General features: G+C 70.9%; 10 protein-coding genes. 5 read left to right on the top strand and 5 right to left on the bottom strand.

Features of this window, described 5'->3' with window-relative positions; genetic code table 11:
- The first annotated feature begins 130 nt into the window (after nucleotides 1-130).
- Nucleotides 131-3,436, top strand: a complete 3,306-nt coding sequence (locus OG718_RS34935) for a S8 family serine peptidase (protein ID WP_328846040.1) — start codon at nucleotides 131-133, stop codon at nucleotides 3,434-3,436.
- A gap of 105 nt (nucleotides 3,437-3,541) precedes the next feature.
- On the opposite strand, the gene OG718_RS34930 is transcribed toward OG718_RS34935, so the two are convergent.
- Both OG718_RS34930 and OG718_RS34925 read right to left on the bottom strand, forming a co-directional pair.
- The gene (locus OG718_RS34930) at nucleotides 3,542-4,435 is read right to left on the bottom strand and encodes a hypothetical protein (protein ID WP_328846039.1); all 894 of its coding nucleotides are present in this window, start codon (nucleotides 4,433-4,435) and stop codon (nucleotides 3,542-3,544) included.
- A gap of 1 nt (nucleotide 4,436) precedes the next feature.
- Nucleotides 4,437-4,997, bottom strand: a complete 561-nt coding sequence (locus OG718_RS34925) for an RNA polymerase sigma factor (RefSeq protein ID WP_373466252.1) — start codon at nucleotides 4,995-4,997, stop codon at nucleotides 4,437-4,439.
- A 186-nt stretch (nucleotides 4,998-5,183) separates the two neighbouring features.
- Here OG718_RS34925 and OG718_RS34920 point away from each other — a divergent pair, with 186 nt between their 5' ends.
- Both OG718_RS34920 and OG718_RS34915 read left to right on the top strand, forming a co-directional pair.
- A complete protein-coding gene (locus OG718_RS34920) occupies nucleotides 5,184-7,271 on the top strand; it encodes a TerD family protein (RefSeq protein ID WP_328846038.1) in 2,088 nt (695 codons plus the stop codon).
- 131 nt (nucleotides 7,272-7,402) lie between these two features.
- Nucleotides 7,403-8,428, top strand: a complete 1,026-nt coding sequence (locus tag OG718_RS34915) for an aspartate-semialdehyde dehydrogenase (protein ID WP_143632221.1) — start codon at nucleotides 7,403-7,405, stop codon at nucleotides 8,426-8,428.
- A 12-nt stretch (nucleotides 8,429-8,440) separates the two neighbouring features.
- On the opposite strand, the gene OG718_RS34910 is transcribed toward OG718_RS34915, so the two are convergent.
- The gene (locus OG718_RS34910) at nucleotides 8,441-9,316 is read right to left on the bottom strand and encodes a DUF7537 family lipoprotein (protein ID WP_328846037.1); all 876 of its coding nucleotides are present in this window, start codon (nucleotides 9,314-9,316) and stop codon (nucleotides 8,441-8,443) included.
- A 110-nt stretch (nucleotides 9,317-9,426) separates the two neighbouring features.
- Nucleotides 9,427-9,921, bottom strand: coding sequence for a DUF1203 domain-containing protein (locus OG718_RS34905; RefSeq protein WP_143632225.1), 495 nt, complete (start codon nucleotides 9,919-9,921; stop codon nucleotides 9,427-9,429).
- A gap of 112 nt (nucleotides 9,922-10,033) precedes the next feature.
- On the opposite strand from OG718_RS34905, the gene pepN reads away from it, so the two are divergent.
- Nucleotides 10,034-12,625, top strand: coding sequence for an aminopeptidase N (gene pepN / locus OG718_RS34900; RefSeq protein ID WP_328846036.1), 2,592 nt, complete (start codon nucleotides 10,034-10,036; stop codon nucleotides 12,623-12,625).
- A gap of 77 nt (nucleotides 12,626-12,702) precedes the next feature.
- Here pepN and OG718_RS34895 read toward each other — a convergent pair whose 3' ends face one another.
- Nucleotides 12,703-13,995 (bottom strand): M14 family zinc carboxypeptidase, encoded by a 1,293-nt coding sequence (locus OG718_RS34895; protein WP_260694835.1) that lies wholly within the window; start codon nucleotides 13,993-13,995, stop codon nucleotides 12,703-12,705.
- A gap of 501 nt (nucleotides 13,996-14,496) precedes the next feature.
- On the opposite strand from OG718_RS34895, the gene OG718_RS34890 reads away from it, so the two are divergent.
- Nucleotides 14,497-15,696, top strand: coding sequence for an NAD(P)/FAD-dependent oxidoreductase (locus tag OG718_RS34890; RefSeq protein ID WP_328847885.1), 1,200 nt, complete (start codon nucleotides 14,497-14,499; stop codon nucleotides 15,694-15,696).
- The last annotated feature ends 20 nt before the right edge of the window (nucleotides 15,697-15,716 follow it).

Raw genomic sequence — 15,716 nt, 5'->3', positions numbered from 1 at the left:
TCACGCCACGGTCAACCCTCCCCAAACATCCATCACTTGGGTAAAGCTGAGCGGTCATCCGGGTTCACATACCGGACTGGGGCGATCGTTCCGATCGTCAACGGACTTTCCTTTACCTACAAGGATGCTGATGACCCCCAACCCTCAGCGAGCTCCGATCACCGGCGCGAGACGCGCGGCGCGCATAGCCGTGGCCGCCGGGCTCGTGGCCGCACTCTCCGCGGCGGGGCCGATACCCATGGCCTTCTCCGCGGACGATCCGGGTACTCCCGTCGACACATCGGTCAAGTCCGCGAGCGGCAAGCTCGGTTCGGACGACGCCGACCTCCTCGCCGAGGCCGAGGCCGGCGGCGACAAGAACGTCACGATGATGGTCGCCACCGCGCCGGGCCAGACCGAGCAGGTCGCGGACCAGCTGGACGCGGTGAAGGGCGGCTCCGTGGGCCGTACCTACGACAAGCTCGGCTACGTCCGCGCCACCGTCCCGACCGCCAAGGCCGACGCGGCCATCAAGGCGGCCTCCAAGCTCTCCTCCGTGCACGGCATCGACCTGCGCCAGGAGATCGCGCTGGACGACCCGACGCCGTCCGCCGACACCGCCAAGGGCACCAAGAAGGCCCCGACGGCCGGCGCCTACCCGGCGCCCGGCAAGAACACCCCCGCCGAGAACCCGTACAACCCGTCCTTCGAGACGGGTGCCGTCGACTTCGTGAAGAAGAACCCGAAGGCGGACGGCCGGGGCATCACCATCGGCGTCCTCGACTCCGGTGTGGACCTGGCGCACCCGGCGCTGCAGAAGACCACCACCGGCGAGCGCAAGATCGTCGACTGGGTGACGTCCACCGACCCGATCATCGACGGCGACGCGTCCTGGCGCGCGATGCTGACCTCCGTGTCCGGGCCCACGTTCGCCTTCAGCGGCAAGACCTGGACCGCGCCCGCGGGCAGCTACCAGGTGAACCTCTTCCGCGAGTCCGCGACCGCCGGCGGCGACGCGGCCGGCGACGTGAACCGCGACGGCGACACCACCGACGCCTGGGGTGTCCTGTACGACGCAGCGGCCGGCACGGTCCGTGTCGACTCCAACGGCAACAGCGACTTCACCGACGACGCGCCGATGAAGCCGTACAAGGACGGGTACCAGATCGGCTACTTCGGTACCGACAACCCGGCCACCGACGTGGTCGAGCGGCAGCCGTTCGTCGTGGAGATCCGCAAGGACGTCCCGATGGACCCGCTGGGCGGCGACTGGGTCGGCCAGAAGCGCGACTTCGTCAACATCGGCCTGATAGCGAGCGAGCACGGCACGCACGTCGCCGGCATCACCGCCGCGAACGGGCTGTTCGGCGGCAAGATGAACGGTGCCGCGCCCGGTGCGAAGGTCGTCTCCTCCCGCGCCTGCCTCTTCGGCCCCAGCTGCACCAACGTCGCGCTCACCGAGGGCATGATCGACCTCGTCGCCAACCGCGGCGTCGACATCGTCAACATGTCCATCGGCGGCCTCCCGGCGCTGAACGACGGCAACACCGCGCGCGCCGAGCTCTACACCCGCCTGATCGACACCTACGGTGTCGAGCTGGTCATCTCGGCCGGCAACTCGGGCCCCGGCGCCAACACGATCGGCGACCCCGGCCTGGCCGACAAGGTCATCTCGGTCGGCGCGTCCATCTCCAAGGAGACCTGGGCCTCCAACTACGGCTCGGCCGTCGAGAAGAAGTACGCGATGCTGCCCTTCTCCTCGCGCGGCCCGCGTGAGGACGGCGGCTTCACGCCGACGCTGACCGCGCCCGGTGCCTCCATCAACACCACGCAGACCTGGCTGCCCGGCGGCCCGGTCGCCGAGGCGGGCTACTCCCTGCCGGCCGGCTACTCGATGCTCCAGGGCACCTCGATGGCGTCCCCGCAGGCCGCGGGCGCCTCCGCGCTGCTGCTGAGCGCCGCGAAGCAGAAGAACATCGACCTGACGCCCGCCAAGCTGCGCACCGCGCTCACCTCGACCGCGGACCACATCAGCGGCACGCAGGCGTACGCGGAGGGCGCGGGCCTCGTCAACATCCCCGACGCCTGGGACTCGATCCGTGACGGCGCCACCGCCCACGAGTACACGGTGAAGGCCCCGGTCGACACCGCGATCGACTTCGCGCTCAAGACCCCGGGCTTCGGCACGGGCCTCTACGACCGCGAGGGCGGCCTCAAGGTCGGCCAGAAGAAGACGTACGACGTCACCATCACCCGTACGACGGGCGCCGACCGTGCCATCCGGCACGAGCTGCACCTGGAGAACAACCGCGACGACACGTTCAGGATCGTCAGCAGCGACGAGGTGTCCCTGCCGCTGAACAAGCCGGTCACTGTGAAGGTCGCGGCCAAGGCCGAGAACTCCGGTCTCAGCAGCGCGATCCTGGAGGTCGACGACCCGAGGACCGAGGGCATCGACAAGCAGGTCCTCACCACGGTCGTGGTCTCCGCCCCGCTGAAGTACACCTACTCGGCGTCCGGCAAGGTCCAGCGCAACGAAAGCAAGTCGTACTTCGTGACCGTCCCCGAGGGCGCCAAGGCCCTTGAGGTCGCGATCGGCGGGCTGAAGGACAAGAGCCAGACCCGGTTCATCGCCATCCACCCGTACGGCGTTCCGGTCGACAACACCTCGACGCCGTTCTGCTACAACAACTACCTCGACGGCAACGGCTGCAAGCCCGACGTGCGTTCGTACGCCGACCCGCAGCCCGGCGTCTGGGAGATCGAGGTCGAGTCGCGCCGTACGTCGCCGGTGCTCGACAACCCGTACAAGCTGAACGTCGAGGTGCTCGGCGCCGACTTCGACCCGGCGGTCGTGACCGTCCCCGAGGCCAAGGTCGGCACGCCGGCCCCGGTCTCCTGGAAGGTGACGAACAAGCTCGTCCCGGTCGACGGTTCGCTGAAGGGCGGCCCGCTCGGCTCCTCCAAGAACGCTCGGCCGACCATCGCCAACGGCGCCACGGACACCACCACGGTGGACGTGCCCGCGGGCGCCGGTTCGCTCGACGTCACCATCGGCAACGTCTCGGACGCCGCGGCGGACCTCGACCTGACCGTCTACGACGCTCAGGGCAACCAGGTCGGCCAGTCCGCGGACGGCGACTCCGAGGAGTCCGTCTCCGTCCCGTCGCCCGCCGCCGGCACGTACACCATCGAGGTCGTCGGCTACGCGATCCCGGCGGGCTCCACGGCGTACGACTACCTCGACGTGTACTTCGCGCCTTCGCTCGGCGAGGTCCAGGTCGACTCGACGCCCGTGAAGCTCGGCACCGGGGCCACCGCCTCCGTCGAGGCCAAGGTCGTCGCGAACGCGGCGCCGCCGGAGGGCCGGACGTTCTTCGGGCGCGCGCAGCTCGTGAACGCCCGGGGCACGGTCGCCGGTACCGGCAGTGTGCTGATCGAGAAGGTCACGCCGTAGCTTTCGTGACGCTCTGAAGGCCTTGCACTCTCTGGTACGAGATCTGTACGAGAAGGGCGGGCGTCCGGTCCACCGGGCGCCCGCCCTTCTCGTCGTCCGCCGGCCCTATCCCCCGTTCGGGCCCGCGCACTTCATCCCCCGCGCTCCCGGCAGCGCGTCCACGATGCCCTCGCGGGCGTCGGCGACACCTCCGCCGGTCTCCCAGTCCTGCCGGTCCTGCGGGTGCACCGGCACCCGGACCAGGGTGTACGTGCCGACCTTCAGGTCCGCCCTGGCACTGTCGAGCAGCGTGACGGTGATCGTCGGATGCTCTGCCACGGACTGTTCGGGCCGGTAGTAGCGCTTCACCTTCAGGACGACGCGTACGTTCCCGTCGTCGGTGGGCGTGATGCTCTGCACGGTCCCCTCGACGAGGACCTTGGAGCACGCGAGGTGCATCTCGGGCGAGTACAGCGACGAGTCGCCCCCGCTGTCCTCCTGCTTCGCGGCCGACGAGTCGGCGCCCCCGTCGGCGGCGCCCCCCTGTACCCCGAGCCACACCATTCCGCCGAGCATCGCCGTGCCCGCGCCCACCACGAGGGTGCCGAGAGCCACACCCGCGTAACGCCGGTACCAGGGCGGCTGGGACGGCCTGCCCGGTTTGGGCGCCCTGATCGACCTAGGTTTCCTGAGCGACTTCGGTTTCCTGAGCGGCCTGGGTGTCCTGCGCGGCTTCGGTTCCCCGAGCGGTACGGATGCCGGGGACGGCTCGGCTTCGGGCCGCCCGCCTTCCGCCACCGGTGTCCGCGTACTCGCTGACTCCGTACTCGCTTCCTCCGTACCCGGTGTCTCCGCGGCCAGCGTGTCGCCCATGAGCCGCAGCTGGTCCCTGAGCAGGGCGATGTCCGCGAGCGCGGACCGGTGCTCCACCTGGAACTCCGCGTCGTCCCGGGCGTCCTCGGGGAGGGGTTCGTCCGTGAGCGCGGCCATCAGCGCGTCCATTCCTTCGTACTCGGCCACGTCACACCACCTCGTCCTCGTGCAGGCGGGCGCGCAGCGCGCGGACCGCCGTGTGCAGCCTGCTCTTGACCGTGCCCTCCGGGATGCCGAGCTCCTCGGCGATGCCGCGGACGGGCAGGTCGGCGTAGAAGCGCAGCACGAGGATCTGCCGCTGGGCGTCCGGCAGTTCGTCCAGGCCCTGGGCCACCGCGAGCGACATCACCTTGGTGTCGTCGCCCGAGTCGCCCTCGATGTGCGGCGACTGCCTCAGCGAGGCCAGCCGCTCACCGATCCGCTCCTGGCGGCGCCTGGCGCGATGCCAGTCCATCGCCAGGTTCGAGGCGACGACCGCCGCCCACGCCGACACGTCACGGGGTGCCTCCGCCCCGCTGGCCGCGCGCTCCAGGAGCCGCAGCCGGACCTGCTGTACCCCGTCCGGCAGGTCCGCCTGCGGCACCCCGCCGAGCGCGAGCACGGCTCGCACCCGACGCTCCTGGGCCGCGTCCAGGGGGTCGTCGAGCGTCCCCCCGGCGCTCTCCCCGCCCCCCAGGACGCGGCGGGCTTTTCTGCGCAGCACAGCCACCCCTCCCCTCGCCGCGTTTTCTCTAGGACGCCGCTGGTGCGGGAAACGTTCGGCCCCATCGGGGAGATCTTTTCGGCCCGATTGCGGAAATCGTTTCGGCTCGATCGGGGAGATCTTTACGGACTCCCACCCTCCACATTTCCCACTTATCGACTTCACACCGTCTCCACTGCCACCATGTGCCGCATGACGCACATCACCAAAGGTGCCAACACCCCTGTTCCCGCAGCTCTGTTGCGTGTGGCGGTCTGTCGGCGGAGCGTTCCGGGGGCTCCGTCCGTGGATGCCTCGGCGCTGCTTCTCGACGCCCTGGGCAAGGTACGCGGCGACGCCGACCTGGTCTTCTACAACCAGCCCGCGCACCCCTCCGGGGCCGTACGCCACGCGGGCACGGCCGACGGCGGCGGACAGCTCGCCGAGTGGCTCGAGCTGGACCTGCCGCGCATCGAACCCGACGTGCAGCGGGTGGTGATCGCCGGGTCGTGCGACGGCGGGGCCTTCGGTGCCGTGCCCGGGCTGAATGTGCAGGCGCTCACCGGGGACGGCACCGTCGTCGCCCGCTACGACGTGACCGACGCGACCGAGGAAACGGCCTTCGTGCTCGGCGAGTTCTACCGCAGGAACGGCACGTGGAAGTTCCGCGCGGTGGGCCAGGGCTACGCGTCCGGTCTCGCGGGCCTCGCGACCGACTTCGGGACAGCGGTGGAGGACCCGACACCGCCCCCGCCCCCGATACCGGCGCCCATACCGGCACCGGTCCCGCCACCGACACCGACCGCGCCGCCCGGGTACGACGTACGGGACGCGGTGCCGCCGCACCCCGGCCCGGCGCCGCGGGCACCGGCGGCGGCCGTCTCCTTCGGGCCCGGCTTCCAGCCGTTCGTGCAGCGCGGCCGCGGCAACGGGGTGGTCTCCGTCGGTGTGCCCATCCCGCCGGGGCCCGTGATCGTCGAGGCCTGGCACGAGGGCGACGGCTACTTCGGCATGCACACCCTCAACCGCCGCAACAAGGACGACGACCTCCTCTACAACAGCACCCTGCGCGACTTCCGGGGCCGCACCCTCGTCCACCCGCCGGAGGGCATCCCGCTGCGGCTGCGGGTGGAGGCCGACAACGACTGGACGGTCATGGTCCAGCCGCTCTCGGTGGCCCGCCGGCTGGACTCCCCGCTCCAGGGGTACGGCCCGGAGGTGGTGGCGTACACGGGCACCGCGGCCGACATCGACGTGGAGTTCGCCGGTGACGAGGACGGCGGCGGCTACTTCGCGCTCAAGAGCCAGGAGCTCGCGAACCTGCGGAACCCGGACGAGTACGACCTGCTCGTCAACGAGACCGACGCGCTGCGCCAGACCGTGCCCGTCCCGGCCGGCCCCCTCCTGCTCCTGATCGAGGCCGACGGCCCCTGGCAGCTCACCGCCCGCCCCCTGCCCGTGCTCGACCAGGCAGCGGCACAGTCCTCCGGCGACTACACCGGCCGGGGCAAGAGCACGGTCACGCTGGTCAACCCGGCCCCGGGCCGTCCTTCGATCCTGGAGTACGCGATCTCGGACGAGGGCTCGTTCATGGGGTACGAGGTCAAGCTGCTCGACGAGTACGACGACGAGGCGAAGTTCCTGCGCGGCCAGTTCCACGGCCGCCGAGGCCGCACCCTCCTGTTCCGCAAGGGCGAGCCCGAGGCCAGGCTGCGGATCGAGGACGCAGGCGACTGGAGTTTTCGGCTGCTGCCGGTCGAGCAGGCGCAGCCGCTGGCGGGCTCGGTGGAGGGCGTGGGCAGCACGGTGCTCGGCTACACCGGCCCGCCCGCCCTGGTCCACCTGCGCCGGACCACGGACGACGACGGCTGGCTGGACAGCTCCACGGTGCAGCCCCACGGCAAGGGCGTGGTCTGCGCGGACACCTCGGGGCGCCGTCGGCCGGTGACCGGCCCGCTGTGGGTGTCGGAGGCCGGGTACTGCTACCTCCTGGTCCAGGCGGACGACCGGACCGGCTGGCGGCTCGACCCGGCTCCACTCGAGACGGCTCCCGTCTTCGGACAGCAGGCCGGACCGGTGTCCGGGCAGGGCTATGGAGTCGTACGTCACACGGGTCCGGAAACCGAGATGATGCTCACCCACGAGGGCCGCGGCATGCTCGACCAGCTGGTGGTCTGGGAACTCGACGAACGTCTGCGGCCCGTACGCCGGATCGCCCCGGCCTCGGGGCTGCAGCGGCTGCCCGGGGGGTTCCTCCAGATCAGGACCAACGGAAACTGGACGATCGAGAACGGCGGCTGACCGGCCCTTCGCGGGGTCCCCCCGGCCCGTCCCAGTCCTCGGTCCCCGAGGTCAAAGGATTGGACAGGCGGGCCGGGGTGAGACGCATGATGGAAACACTGGCCAGTTATGCACAGGCAAAAGGAGTCGCTGTGAAGGTAGGAATCGTCGGAGCCACCGGTCAGGTCGGCACGGTCATGCTCAAGATCCTCGCTGAGCGGGACTTCCCGATGGAGACGCTGCGGCTGTTCGCCTCGGCACGTTCGGCCGGTTCGACGATCGACTACAAGGACACGGCCGTGACCGTGGAGGACGCCTCCACCGCCGACTACAGCGGCCTGGACATCGTCCTGTTCTCCGCGGGCGGCGCCACCTCCAAGGCCCTCGCCGAGAAGGTCGCCTCCCAGGGTGCCGTCGTGATCGACAACTCGTCCGCGTGGCGCAGGGACCCGGAGGTCCCCCTCGTGGTCTCCGAGGTGAACCCGCACGCGATCGCCGACCGCCCCAAGGGCATCATCGCCAACCCGAACTGCACGACGATGGCCGCGATGCCGGTGCTCAAGCCGCTCCACGAGGAGGCGGGCCTCGAAGCACTGGTCGTCGCGACGTACCAGGCCGTGTCCGGGTCGGGGCTCGCGGGCGTGGCGGAGCTGCACGGTCAGGTGCAGAAGGTCGTGGCGGACGCGGACAAGCTGACCCACGACGGTTCGGCGGTCGACTTCCCCGAGCCGGGCGTCTACAAGCGGCCCATCGCCTTCAACGTGCTGCCGCTCGCCGGATCGATCGTCGACGACGGCCTGAACGAGACCGACGAGGAGCAGAAGCTCCGCAACGAGTCCCGCAAGATCCTGGAGATCCCGGCCCTCAAGGTCTCCGGCACGTGTGTCCGTGTCCCCGTCTTCTCGGGCCACTCGCTCCAGGTCAACGCCCGCTTCGCGCGTCCGCTGTCCGTGGAGCGCGCGACGGAGCTGCTGGCGGGTGCCCCGGGTGTGGCGCTCTCGGAGATCCCGACGCCCCTCCAGGCGGCGGGCCAGGACCCCTCCTTCGTCGGCCGCATCCGCCAGGACGAGACCGTCGAGCACGGCCTCGCCCTCTTCGTCTCGAACGACAACCTCCGCAAGGGCGCCGCACTGAACGCGGTCCAGATCGCGGAGCTGGTGGCGGCGGAACTCGGCTGATCCGAGTGCCGGTCAGGCGGTGCCCGGGGACTGTGCTTCCCGGGCGAGCTTGTCCGTCACGTCCACGGTGTCACCGGCGGCCGGCTCCTCGATGTCGGCCTCGGTACCGAAGTCGCTGAACCTGAGCGTGGTGGTGCTGGTGACCTGCCGGCTCTTCTGTCCCTCCCCGGACTGGGGACGCAGGGTGAGCCGGACGGTCTCCTGGCGCAGACGGCCCTCGTCGTCGAGCCACATGTCGAGCGGCAGTGACGACGTGCCCAGCTGCTCCCGCAGCTGCTGCGCCTTCGCCCGGTCGCCCTCGGCCAGCGCCGCCACGTCGACCTTGACGCGGTAGTGCGTGGTGCGCGCCCCGTCGATCGTCTCCGTCCCGACCTTGGTGACGTCCCGGTCGTCGACGCCCTTGGTGTACGCGAACGACTCGGCCGGGTCGCTGACCTGCCCGCCCGCACCGCCCGAGCCGTTCAGCCGGGCCGGGTCGATCTTCATCCAGGTCTTGTTCCCGGGCAGCTGGAGCTGCTTGCGCTGCTCGGCGGGCGGCTTCTGGTAGACGACACCGTCGAGGACCCGCTGCTCGACCTTCTGGCCCTGGGCGGTCAGCGTCATACGGCTGTCACCGTCCTCCAGGTCCATCACGCCGGCACCGCGCACCGTCACGGACTCGCCGGCCGCGGCCGCCTTGGTGTCGACGGTCATCCTCGCCGTGTCCGCCGCGGCCGTCTTGCGATGGGCCGCCCGCACCACCTGGGACTCGGACGCCCCGGTCGTCGCCTTGTCCTTCTTCGACGGTGATTCCGCCTTGTCCTCGCCGTCGGAGCAGGCGGCCAGTCCCGCGGTGAGCACCAGCGCCACGGCGGTGGCGCCTAAAGCACGTGTTCCCGTTCCCGCCATCGGAATGTTTCCCCTCAACTCGGGTCATAGACGGTCTACTTGACCCGAACCGGGTTCCCAGTCCGTCCCGTACCACTCCCCTGCTCCTCGCCCCCGCCGGTGTCCGGCGGTCAGGGGCGGCGCACCTCGTAGAGGAAACAGCCGTACTCGACGGCCCTGACGTGCACCAACGCCACCGCCGGATCGGCGAAGGCCTCCTCGAAGGCCGCGTCCAGCGCCTCGTCGGCCGACTCCGGGATCTCCAGAAGACGTCCGCCGAGGATGTGTCCGTCGGCGGAGTACCGGCGGACGGTACGCACGGCGCCCGGCCGGGCGAAGGGGTACCTGGCGGTGTCCGGGCCCGGGCACTCCGCGGCGTGGACGAAGACGGGGCCCTGCTCGTCGTACGCGCCGGGCTCGGCCCCGGTGTCCGCGGCCCACCGCCGCAACGGTGCGTACGAGACGAGAGCGATCCGCTCCCCGGTTCGGCTGCGCCGCAGACAGCACCGCAGCGGGCTTCCGCCCTCCTCCTCCACGAACGGGACACAGGCCCGGTCCGCGTCATCGACATCTCGGAGTTCCTTCAGCGCGGCCGGTTCGACGGCCCGTGCGGTGTACGTCGTCATGCGTCCAGCGTCCCGCCGCGCACCCCACCTCACCGGCGGGAAACGGACATCGCATTCCCCGCATCAGCCGTGGAAGGATGGCGCAACCCACACATAACGAGGAGATGACCGCGTGCCTGGCACAAACCTGACCCGCGAAGAGGCGCAGCAGCGGGCGAAGCTGCTCACCGTTGACTCGTACGAGATCGATCTCGACCTCTCCGGCGCGCAGGGCGAGGGAGGCACCTACCGGTCCGTGACCACCGTGCGCTTCGACTCGGCCGAGACCGGCGCCGAGTCGTTCATCGACCTGGTGGCCCCGGCCGTCCACGAAGTCACCCTCAACGGCGACTCCCTCGACCCGGCCGAGGTCTTCAAGGACTCACGGATCGCGCTGCCCGGGATCCTGGAGGGCCGCAACATCCTGCGGGTCGTCGCCGACTGCGCGTACACCAACACCGGTGAGGGCCTGCACCGGTTCGTCGACCCGGTCGACCAGCAGGCCTATCTCTACACGCAGTTCGAGGTACCGGACGCCCGCCGTGTCTTCGCGAGCTTCGAGCAGCCGGACCTGAAGGCCACCTTCCAGTTCACCGTGAAGGCGCCCACCGGCTGGACCGTCATCTCCAACTCGCCGACGCCGGAGCCCAAGGACGACATCTGGGTCTTCGAGCCGACGCCCCGTATCTCCACGTACATCACGGCGCTCATCCTGGGCCCGTACCACTCGGTGCACAGCGTGTACGAGAAGGACGGGCAGTCGGTCCCGCTCGGGATCTACTGCCGGCCCTCGCTCGCCGAGTTCCTCGACTCGGACGCGATCTTCGAGGTGACGCGGCAGGGCTTCGAGTGGTTCCAGGAGAAGTTCGACTACGCGTACCCGTTCAAGAAGTACGACCAGCTGTTCGTGCCGGAGTTCAACGCGGGCGCGATGGAGAACGCGGGCGCGGTCACCATCCGCGACCAGTACGTGTTCCGCTCGAAGGTCACGGACGCCGCCTACGAGGTGCGGGCCGCCACGATCCTGCACGAGCTGGCGCACATGTGGTTCGGCGACCTGGTCACCATGGAGTGGTGGAACGACCTGTGGCTGAACGAGTCGTTCGCCACCTACGCCGAGGCCGCGTGCCAGGCGTACGCCCCGCAGTCGCGCTGGCCGCACTCCTGGACCACGTTCGCCAACTCCATGAAGACGTGGGCGTACCGGCAGGACCAGCTGCCGTCCACGCACCCGATCATGGCCGAGATCAACGACCTCGACGACGTGCTGGTCAACTTCGACGGCATCACGTACGCCAAGGGCGCGAGCGTCCTCAAGCAGCTCGTCGCCTACGTCGGTGAGGACGAGTTCTTCCAGGGCGTGCAGGCCTACTTCAAGCGGCACGCGTTCGGCAACACGCGCCTGTCCGACCTGCTGGGCGCCCTGGAGGAGACCTCGGGCCGGGACCTGAAGACCTGGTCGAAGGCGTGGCTGGAGACGGCCGGCATCAACGTCCTGCGCCCGGAGATCGAGACGGACGCGAACGGCGTCATCACCGCCTTCGCCGTCCGCCAGGAGGCTCCCGCACTGCCCGCAGGCGCCAAGGGCGAGTCGACGCTGCGTCCGCACCGCATCGCCGTCGGCCTGTACGACCTCGACGACAGCAGCGGCAAGCTGCTGCGGGACGACGAGAACGGCCGTATCGAGCTGGACGTCGACGGCGAACTGACCGCCGTGCCCGAGCTGGTGGGCAGGCGCCGCCCGGCGGTGATCCTCCTCAACGACGACGACCTCTCGTACGCGAAGGTCCGTCTCGACGAGCAGTCCCTGGCCTTCGTCACCGAGCACCTCGGCGACTTCGAGTCGTCCCTGCCGCGTGCCCTGTGCTGGGCCTCGGCCTGGGACATGACGCGTGACGCCGAGCTGGCGACCCGCGACTACCTGTCCCTGGTCCTGTCCGGTATCGGCAAGGAGTCGGACATCGGCGTCGTGCAGTCGCTGCACCGGCAGGTGAAGCTGGCGATCGAGCTGTACGCCGACCCGACCGCGCGCGAGGCACTGCTGACCCGCTGGACGGACGCCACGCTGGCCCACCTGAAGTCCGCCGCGGGCGGCAGCGACCACCAGCTGGCCTGGGCGCGCGCCTTCGCGGCGACGGCCCGTACGCCGGAGCAGCTGGACCTCCTGGAGGGCCTGCTCGACGGCCGGGAGACCATCGAGGGTCTGGCCGTCGACACCGAGCTGCGCTGGGCGTTCGTGCAGCAGCTCGCGGCGGTGGGCCGGTTCGACGAGGCGGAGATCGCGGGCGAGTACGAGCGCGACAGGACGGCCGCCGGTGAGCGCCACGCGGCGTCCGCCCGCTCGGCCCGCCCGACGGAGGAGGCGAAGTCGGAGGCCTGGGCGTCGGTCGTCGAGTCCGACAAGCTGCCGAACGCCGTGCAGGAGGCCGTGATCGGCGGCTTCGTCCAGACCGGCCAGCGCGAGCTGCTCGCCCCGTACACGGACAAGTACTTCGCGGCGGTCAAGGACGTCTGGGACTCCCGCTCGCACGAGATGGCCCAGCAGATCGTGGTGGGCCTCTACCCGTCGGTCCAGGTCTCCGAGGAGACGCTCCGCAAGACGGACGAGTGGCTGGCCTCCGCCGAGCCCGGCCCGGCGCTGCGCCGGCTGATCTCGGAGTCCCGCGCGGGCGTCGAGCGCGCGCTCAGGGCCCAGGCGGCGGACGCGGCGGCAACCAGCCGGTAGGCCGTACGTGAATGGGGCGCCCGGCGTGTGCTGTGCCGGGCGCCCTTTTCATGCGCTCACGAGCGAGCCGACGCGTTTCATGCGCCGACCAGCTGCCGGGCCAGGTGCAGCATCGTGCGGATGTGCAGCGCGGTCTGCCGGTGCACCGGCACCCAGCGCGCGACGAAGGTGGTCTCCAGCTCCTGGCTCCAGTCGCGTACGAGGGTGTCGAGGGCCTCGGGCGGTTCGTCGAGGGCGCTGCGCATCATCGCGGCCGCGCGCAGGGGTATGCGGCGGGCGGCTATGCCGAGGGAGACGGAGTTGCCGACGGTGGTGGCGAGTTCGGCGTCGCCGAGGCCGTGGGCGTCGTGGGTGTTCCAGGTGTCCACCACGCCGGGGCCGATGTCCATGAGTTCGCGCGCGGCGGTGTGGAACGGCAGCCGGCGCTCGTCCGTGGGCGGCCGGTCGGCGAGCGCGCCGAGCACCTTCTCCAGCTGTTTGGCGCGGCTGAGCAGGATCTCGGCGGCCCGGGAGATCTCCCGCTGCGGCCGGGTGACGGGGCTCGGGTCGCTCACTCCGGCCACGCTCCAGAAGGGTGCCTCGACGACGGCCGAGACCGTCCCGTGCCGCATCGCGTACATCCAGGTCGCCTGGGAGGTGTAGCCGGAGGGGTCGCGTTCGTCGCCGGGGCTGCCGTCGGGCAGGACGAGCACGCCGGGGCTGTCGACGAACCAGCCCATGCCGTCGAACGGCCGGTACTCCAGCGGGATGCCGAGCTCCGCCGCCACGGAACGGAAGGCGCGCGGCGCTCCGGGCACGGGGCGGGTCAACTGCAGGAACGATCCTCCTACTTCGACGCCGTGCAGGGAGAACTGGATCAGGGGCCGCAGTTCGTCGAGGAGCCGGGTCAGCGCGCGGGACTCGGGCATCGCCGTGTGCGGGTCACTCTCCACGGGCGGGAACTCGGGCTGGCTGATGAACGCGGGCCGGTAGAAGCCGCGGTAGTAGCCGTCCAGGGTCGGCGCGGAGGCCGGGTGTTCGGCGAACCTGCGCTCGCCGAGGGTCGTGCCGTCCGGGTCCAGGCAGAGCAGGAAGTGCCAGGTGCAGCCGAGTTCGTCCAGCACTCGGGGGTCGCGTACGAAGTCCTCGGCGAGGGTGAGCGACGAGGCGCCGCCGACCGGTTCGTTGGCGTGGGCGCCGGCCACGGTCAGTATCTGGTGCTCGCCGTGGCCTGCGGAGAGCAGCCACAGGGGGCGGCCGGCCCGGGACGTTCCGACCGTGCGCAGGCGCAGGGTGCCGGGCCGCTCCGCGACCATCGCCCGCGCCCGGTGCGCCAGCTCGTCGACGGTGGGGTACGGGTTTCCCCGGCTGCGGGCGGCCTCTGGCCTCACGCCAACTCCTCACCTCGGTACGGCCGTTGAGCGCTCCGAACGGGCGGTCCGGGGGTCCGGGGAGCGCGCCCCGTCAAGGCTCGATGTGCCGGGTCAGGGTGTCAAGGGGCCCTTGGGGCGGTCGCGACGGAGATCAACTCCTGTGAATATGCCGGGTGCCTTTTCGCCCCCGCCGCCCTTACCCTCCCCCACTCTCGGCTTCGCTCGAGCGGGGGGACCCCCAGCGTCCCTTACTCAGGGGCTCCGCCCCCGAACCCCCGCTCCTCGAACGCCGGAGAGGCTGAATGGCTGCCTGTCCTACGTCGGGTGCGGGGGGTGTGTGGCTGGGCGCGCAGTTCCCCGCGCCCCTGAAAAGCGGGGCTGCGCCCGTTTCCAGCCCGCCCGGCGTTCGTGAGGGCGCCGTTTCGCGGAGTTTGATGTGTGCTACGTCTCATCCGCGGGTTGTTATGCCGGGCCGGCGGCTGGTGTCTCCATGCCGAGTCCACAACACGAGGAGACATGATGAACGGGAACGTCGAGGTGGTCGTCGTCGGGGGAGGGTACGGAGGCGTGGCGGCGGCCAACAGCCTGGCTCGGCGCGATGGTGTGTCGGTGACGCTGGTCAATCCGCGTCCGGAGTTCGTCTCGCGGATCCGTCTGCACCAGCTCGTGACCGGCTCCGACGACGCGGTCGAGGGCTTCGGTGAGGTCCTGGGCGGGAACGTCCGGCTGGTGGTCGACACCGCGACCCGGATCGACTCGGCCGGGCGCCGGGTGTCGCTGGCGGGCGGTGGCTTGCTCTCCTACGACTACCTCGTCTACGCGGTGGGCAGCGGCGGCGCCGATCCCGGCGTACCCGGTGCGACGGAGTTCGCCTACCGGGTGTCGGACTTCGAGGGGGCGCAGCGACTGCGGTCGGCGCTGGATGCGGCGCCCGCGTCGGCTCCGGTGACCGTGGTCGGGGCCGGCCCGACCGGCCTGGAGACCGCCGCCGAGCTGGCGGAGGCGGGCCGCAGGGTCACCCTGGTCTGCGGCGACGTGCTCGGCCCCTCTCTGCACGCCCGGGTCCGCCGCCCGGTCGCCCGCCGGCTCGCCGAGCTGGGTGTGACCGTCCTCGAAGGTCCCCGTGCGCGGGTGAGGGAAGTGACGCGGGACGCCGTTCAGCTCGACGACGGCCGCGAGCTGCCCAGCGCGGTGACGATCTGGACCGCGGGATTCACTGTCCCGGACCTGGCCGCCCGCAGCGGCCTGCGCACCGACACCAACGGCCGCCTGCTCACCGACGCGACCCTGACCAGCGTGGACGACGTGCGCATCGTCGCCGCCGGGGACGCGGCGGTCATGACGGACCAGCCGTTCCGGATGAGCTGCCAGGCCGCCGTGCAGCTGGGCCCGGCGGCCGCCGACACGGTCCTGCGCCGGATCGCGGGGAGGACACCCGCTCGCGTCCGGATGTTCTTCGCCGGGCAGTGCCTCAGCCTCGGCCGAAACGAGGGCGTCACCCAGTTCTCGTACCCGAACGACAAGGTCAACGCGCTCCGCGTCAGCGGACGGCCCGGTGCCGGCGTCAAGGAGATCGCCTGCCGGTTCACCCTCGGCAAGTTGGTGTCCGGGGCACGCAGGGCCGGTTCCCGCGGATCCCGCAGCGACAGCACCGACCGCCCGGAGACGCCTCGGCCGGAACAACCCACGGCGCCGCCCGACACCCGGCGCGCGGCCTAGCCGCCCACATCCCCTTCTTG

This window comes from Streptomyces sp. NBC_00258, from assembly GCF_036182465.1.
Classification (GTDB): Bacteria; Actinomycetota; Actinomycetes; order Streptomycetales; family Streptomycetaceae; genus Streptomyces.
This window is presented reverse-complemented; position numbering and strand designations above follow the sequence as displayed.

Excerpts from the sequence above, each read along its gene's own strand:
- OG718_RS34910 (WP_328846037.1), bottom strand. The coding sequence starts at position 9,316 with ATGGCGGGAACGGGAACACGTGCTTTAGGCGCCACCGCCGTGGCGCTG.
- OG718_RS34920 (WP_328846038.1), top strand. The coding sequence starts at position 5,184 with ATGACGCACATCACCAAAGGTGCCAACACCCCTGTTCCCGCAGCTCTG.
- OG718_RS34935 (WP_328846040.1), top strand. The coding sequence starts at position 131 with ATGACCCCCAACCCTCAGCGAGCTCCGATCACCGGCGCGAGACGCGCG.
- OG718_RS34890 (WP_328847885.1), top strand. The coding sequence starts at position 14,497 with ATGAACGGGAACGTCGAGGTGGTCGTCGTCGGGGGAGGGTACGGAGGC.
- OG718_RS34905 (WP_143632225.1), bottom strand. The coding sequence starts at position 9,921 with ATGACGACGTACACCGCACGGGCCGTCGAACCGGCCGCGCTGAAGGAA.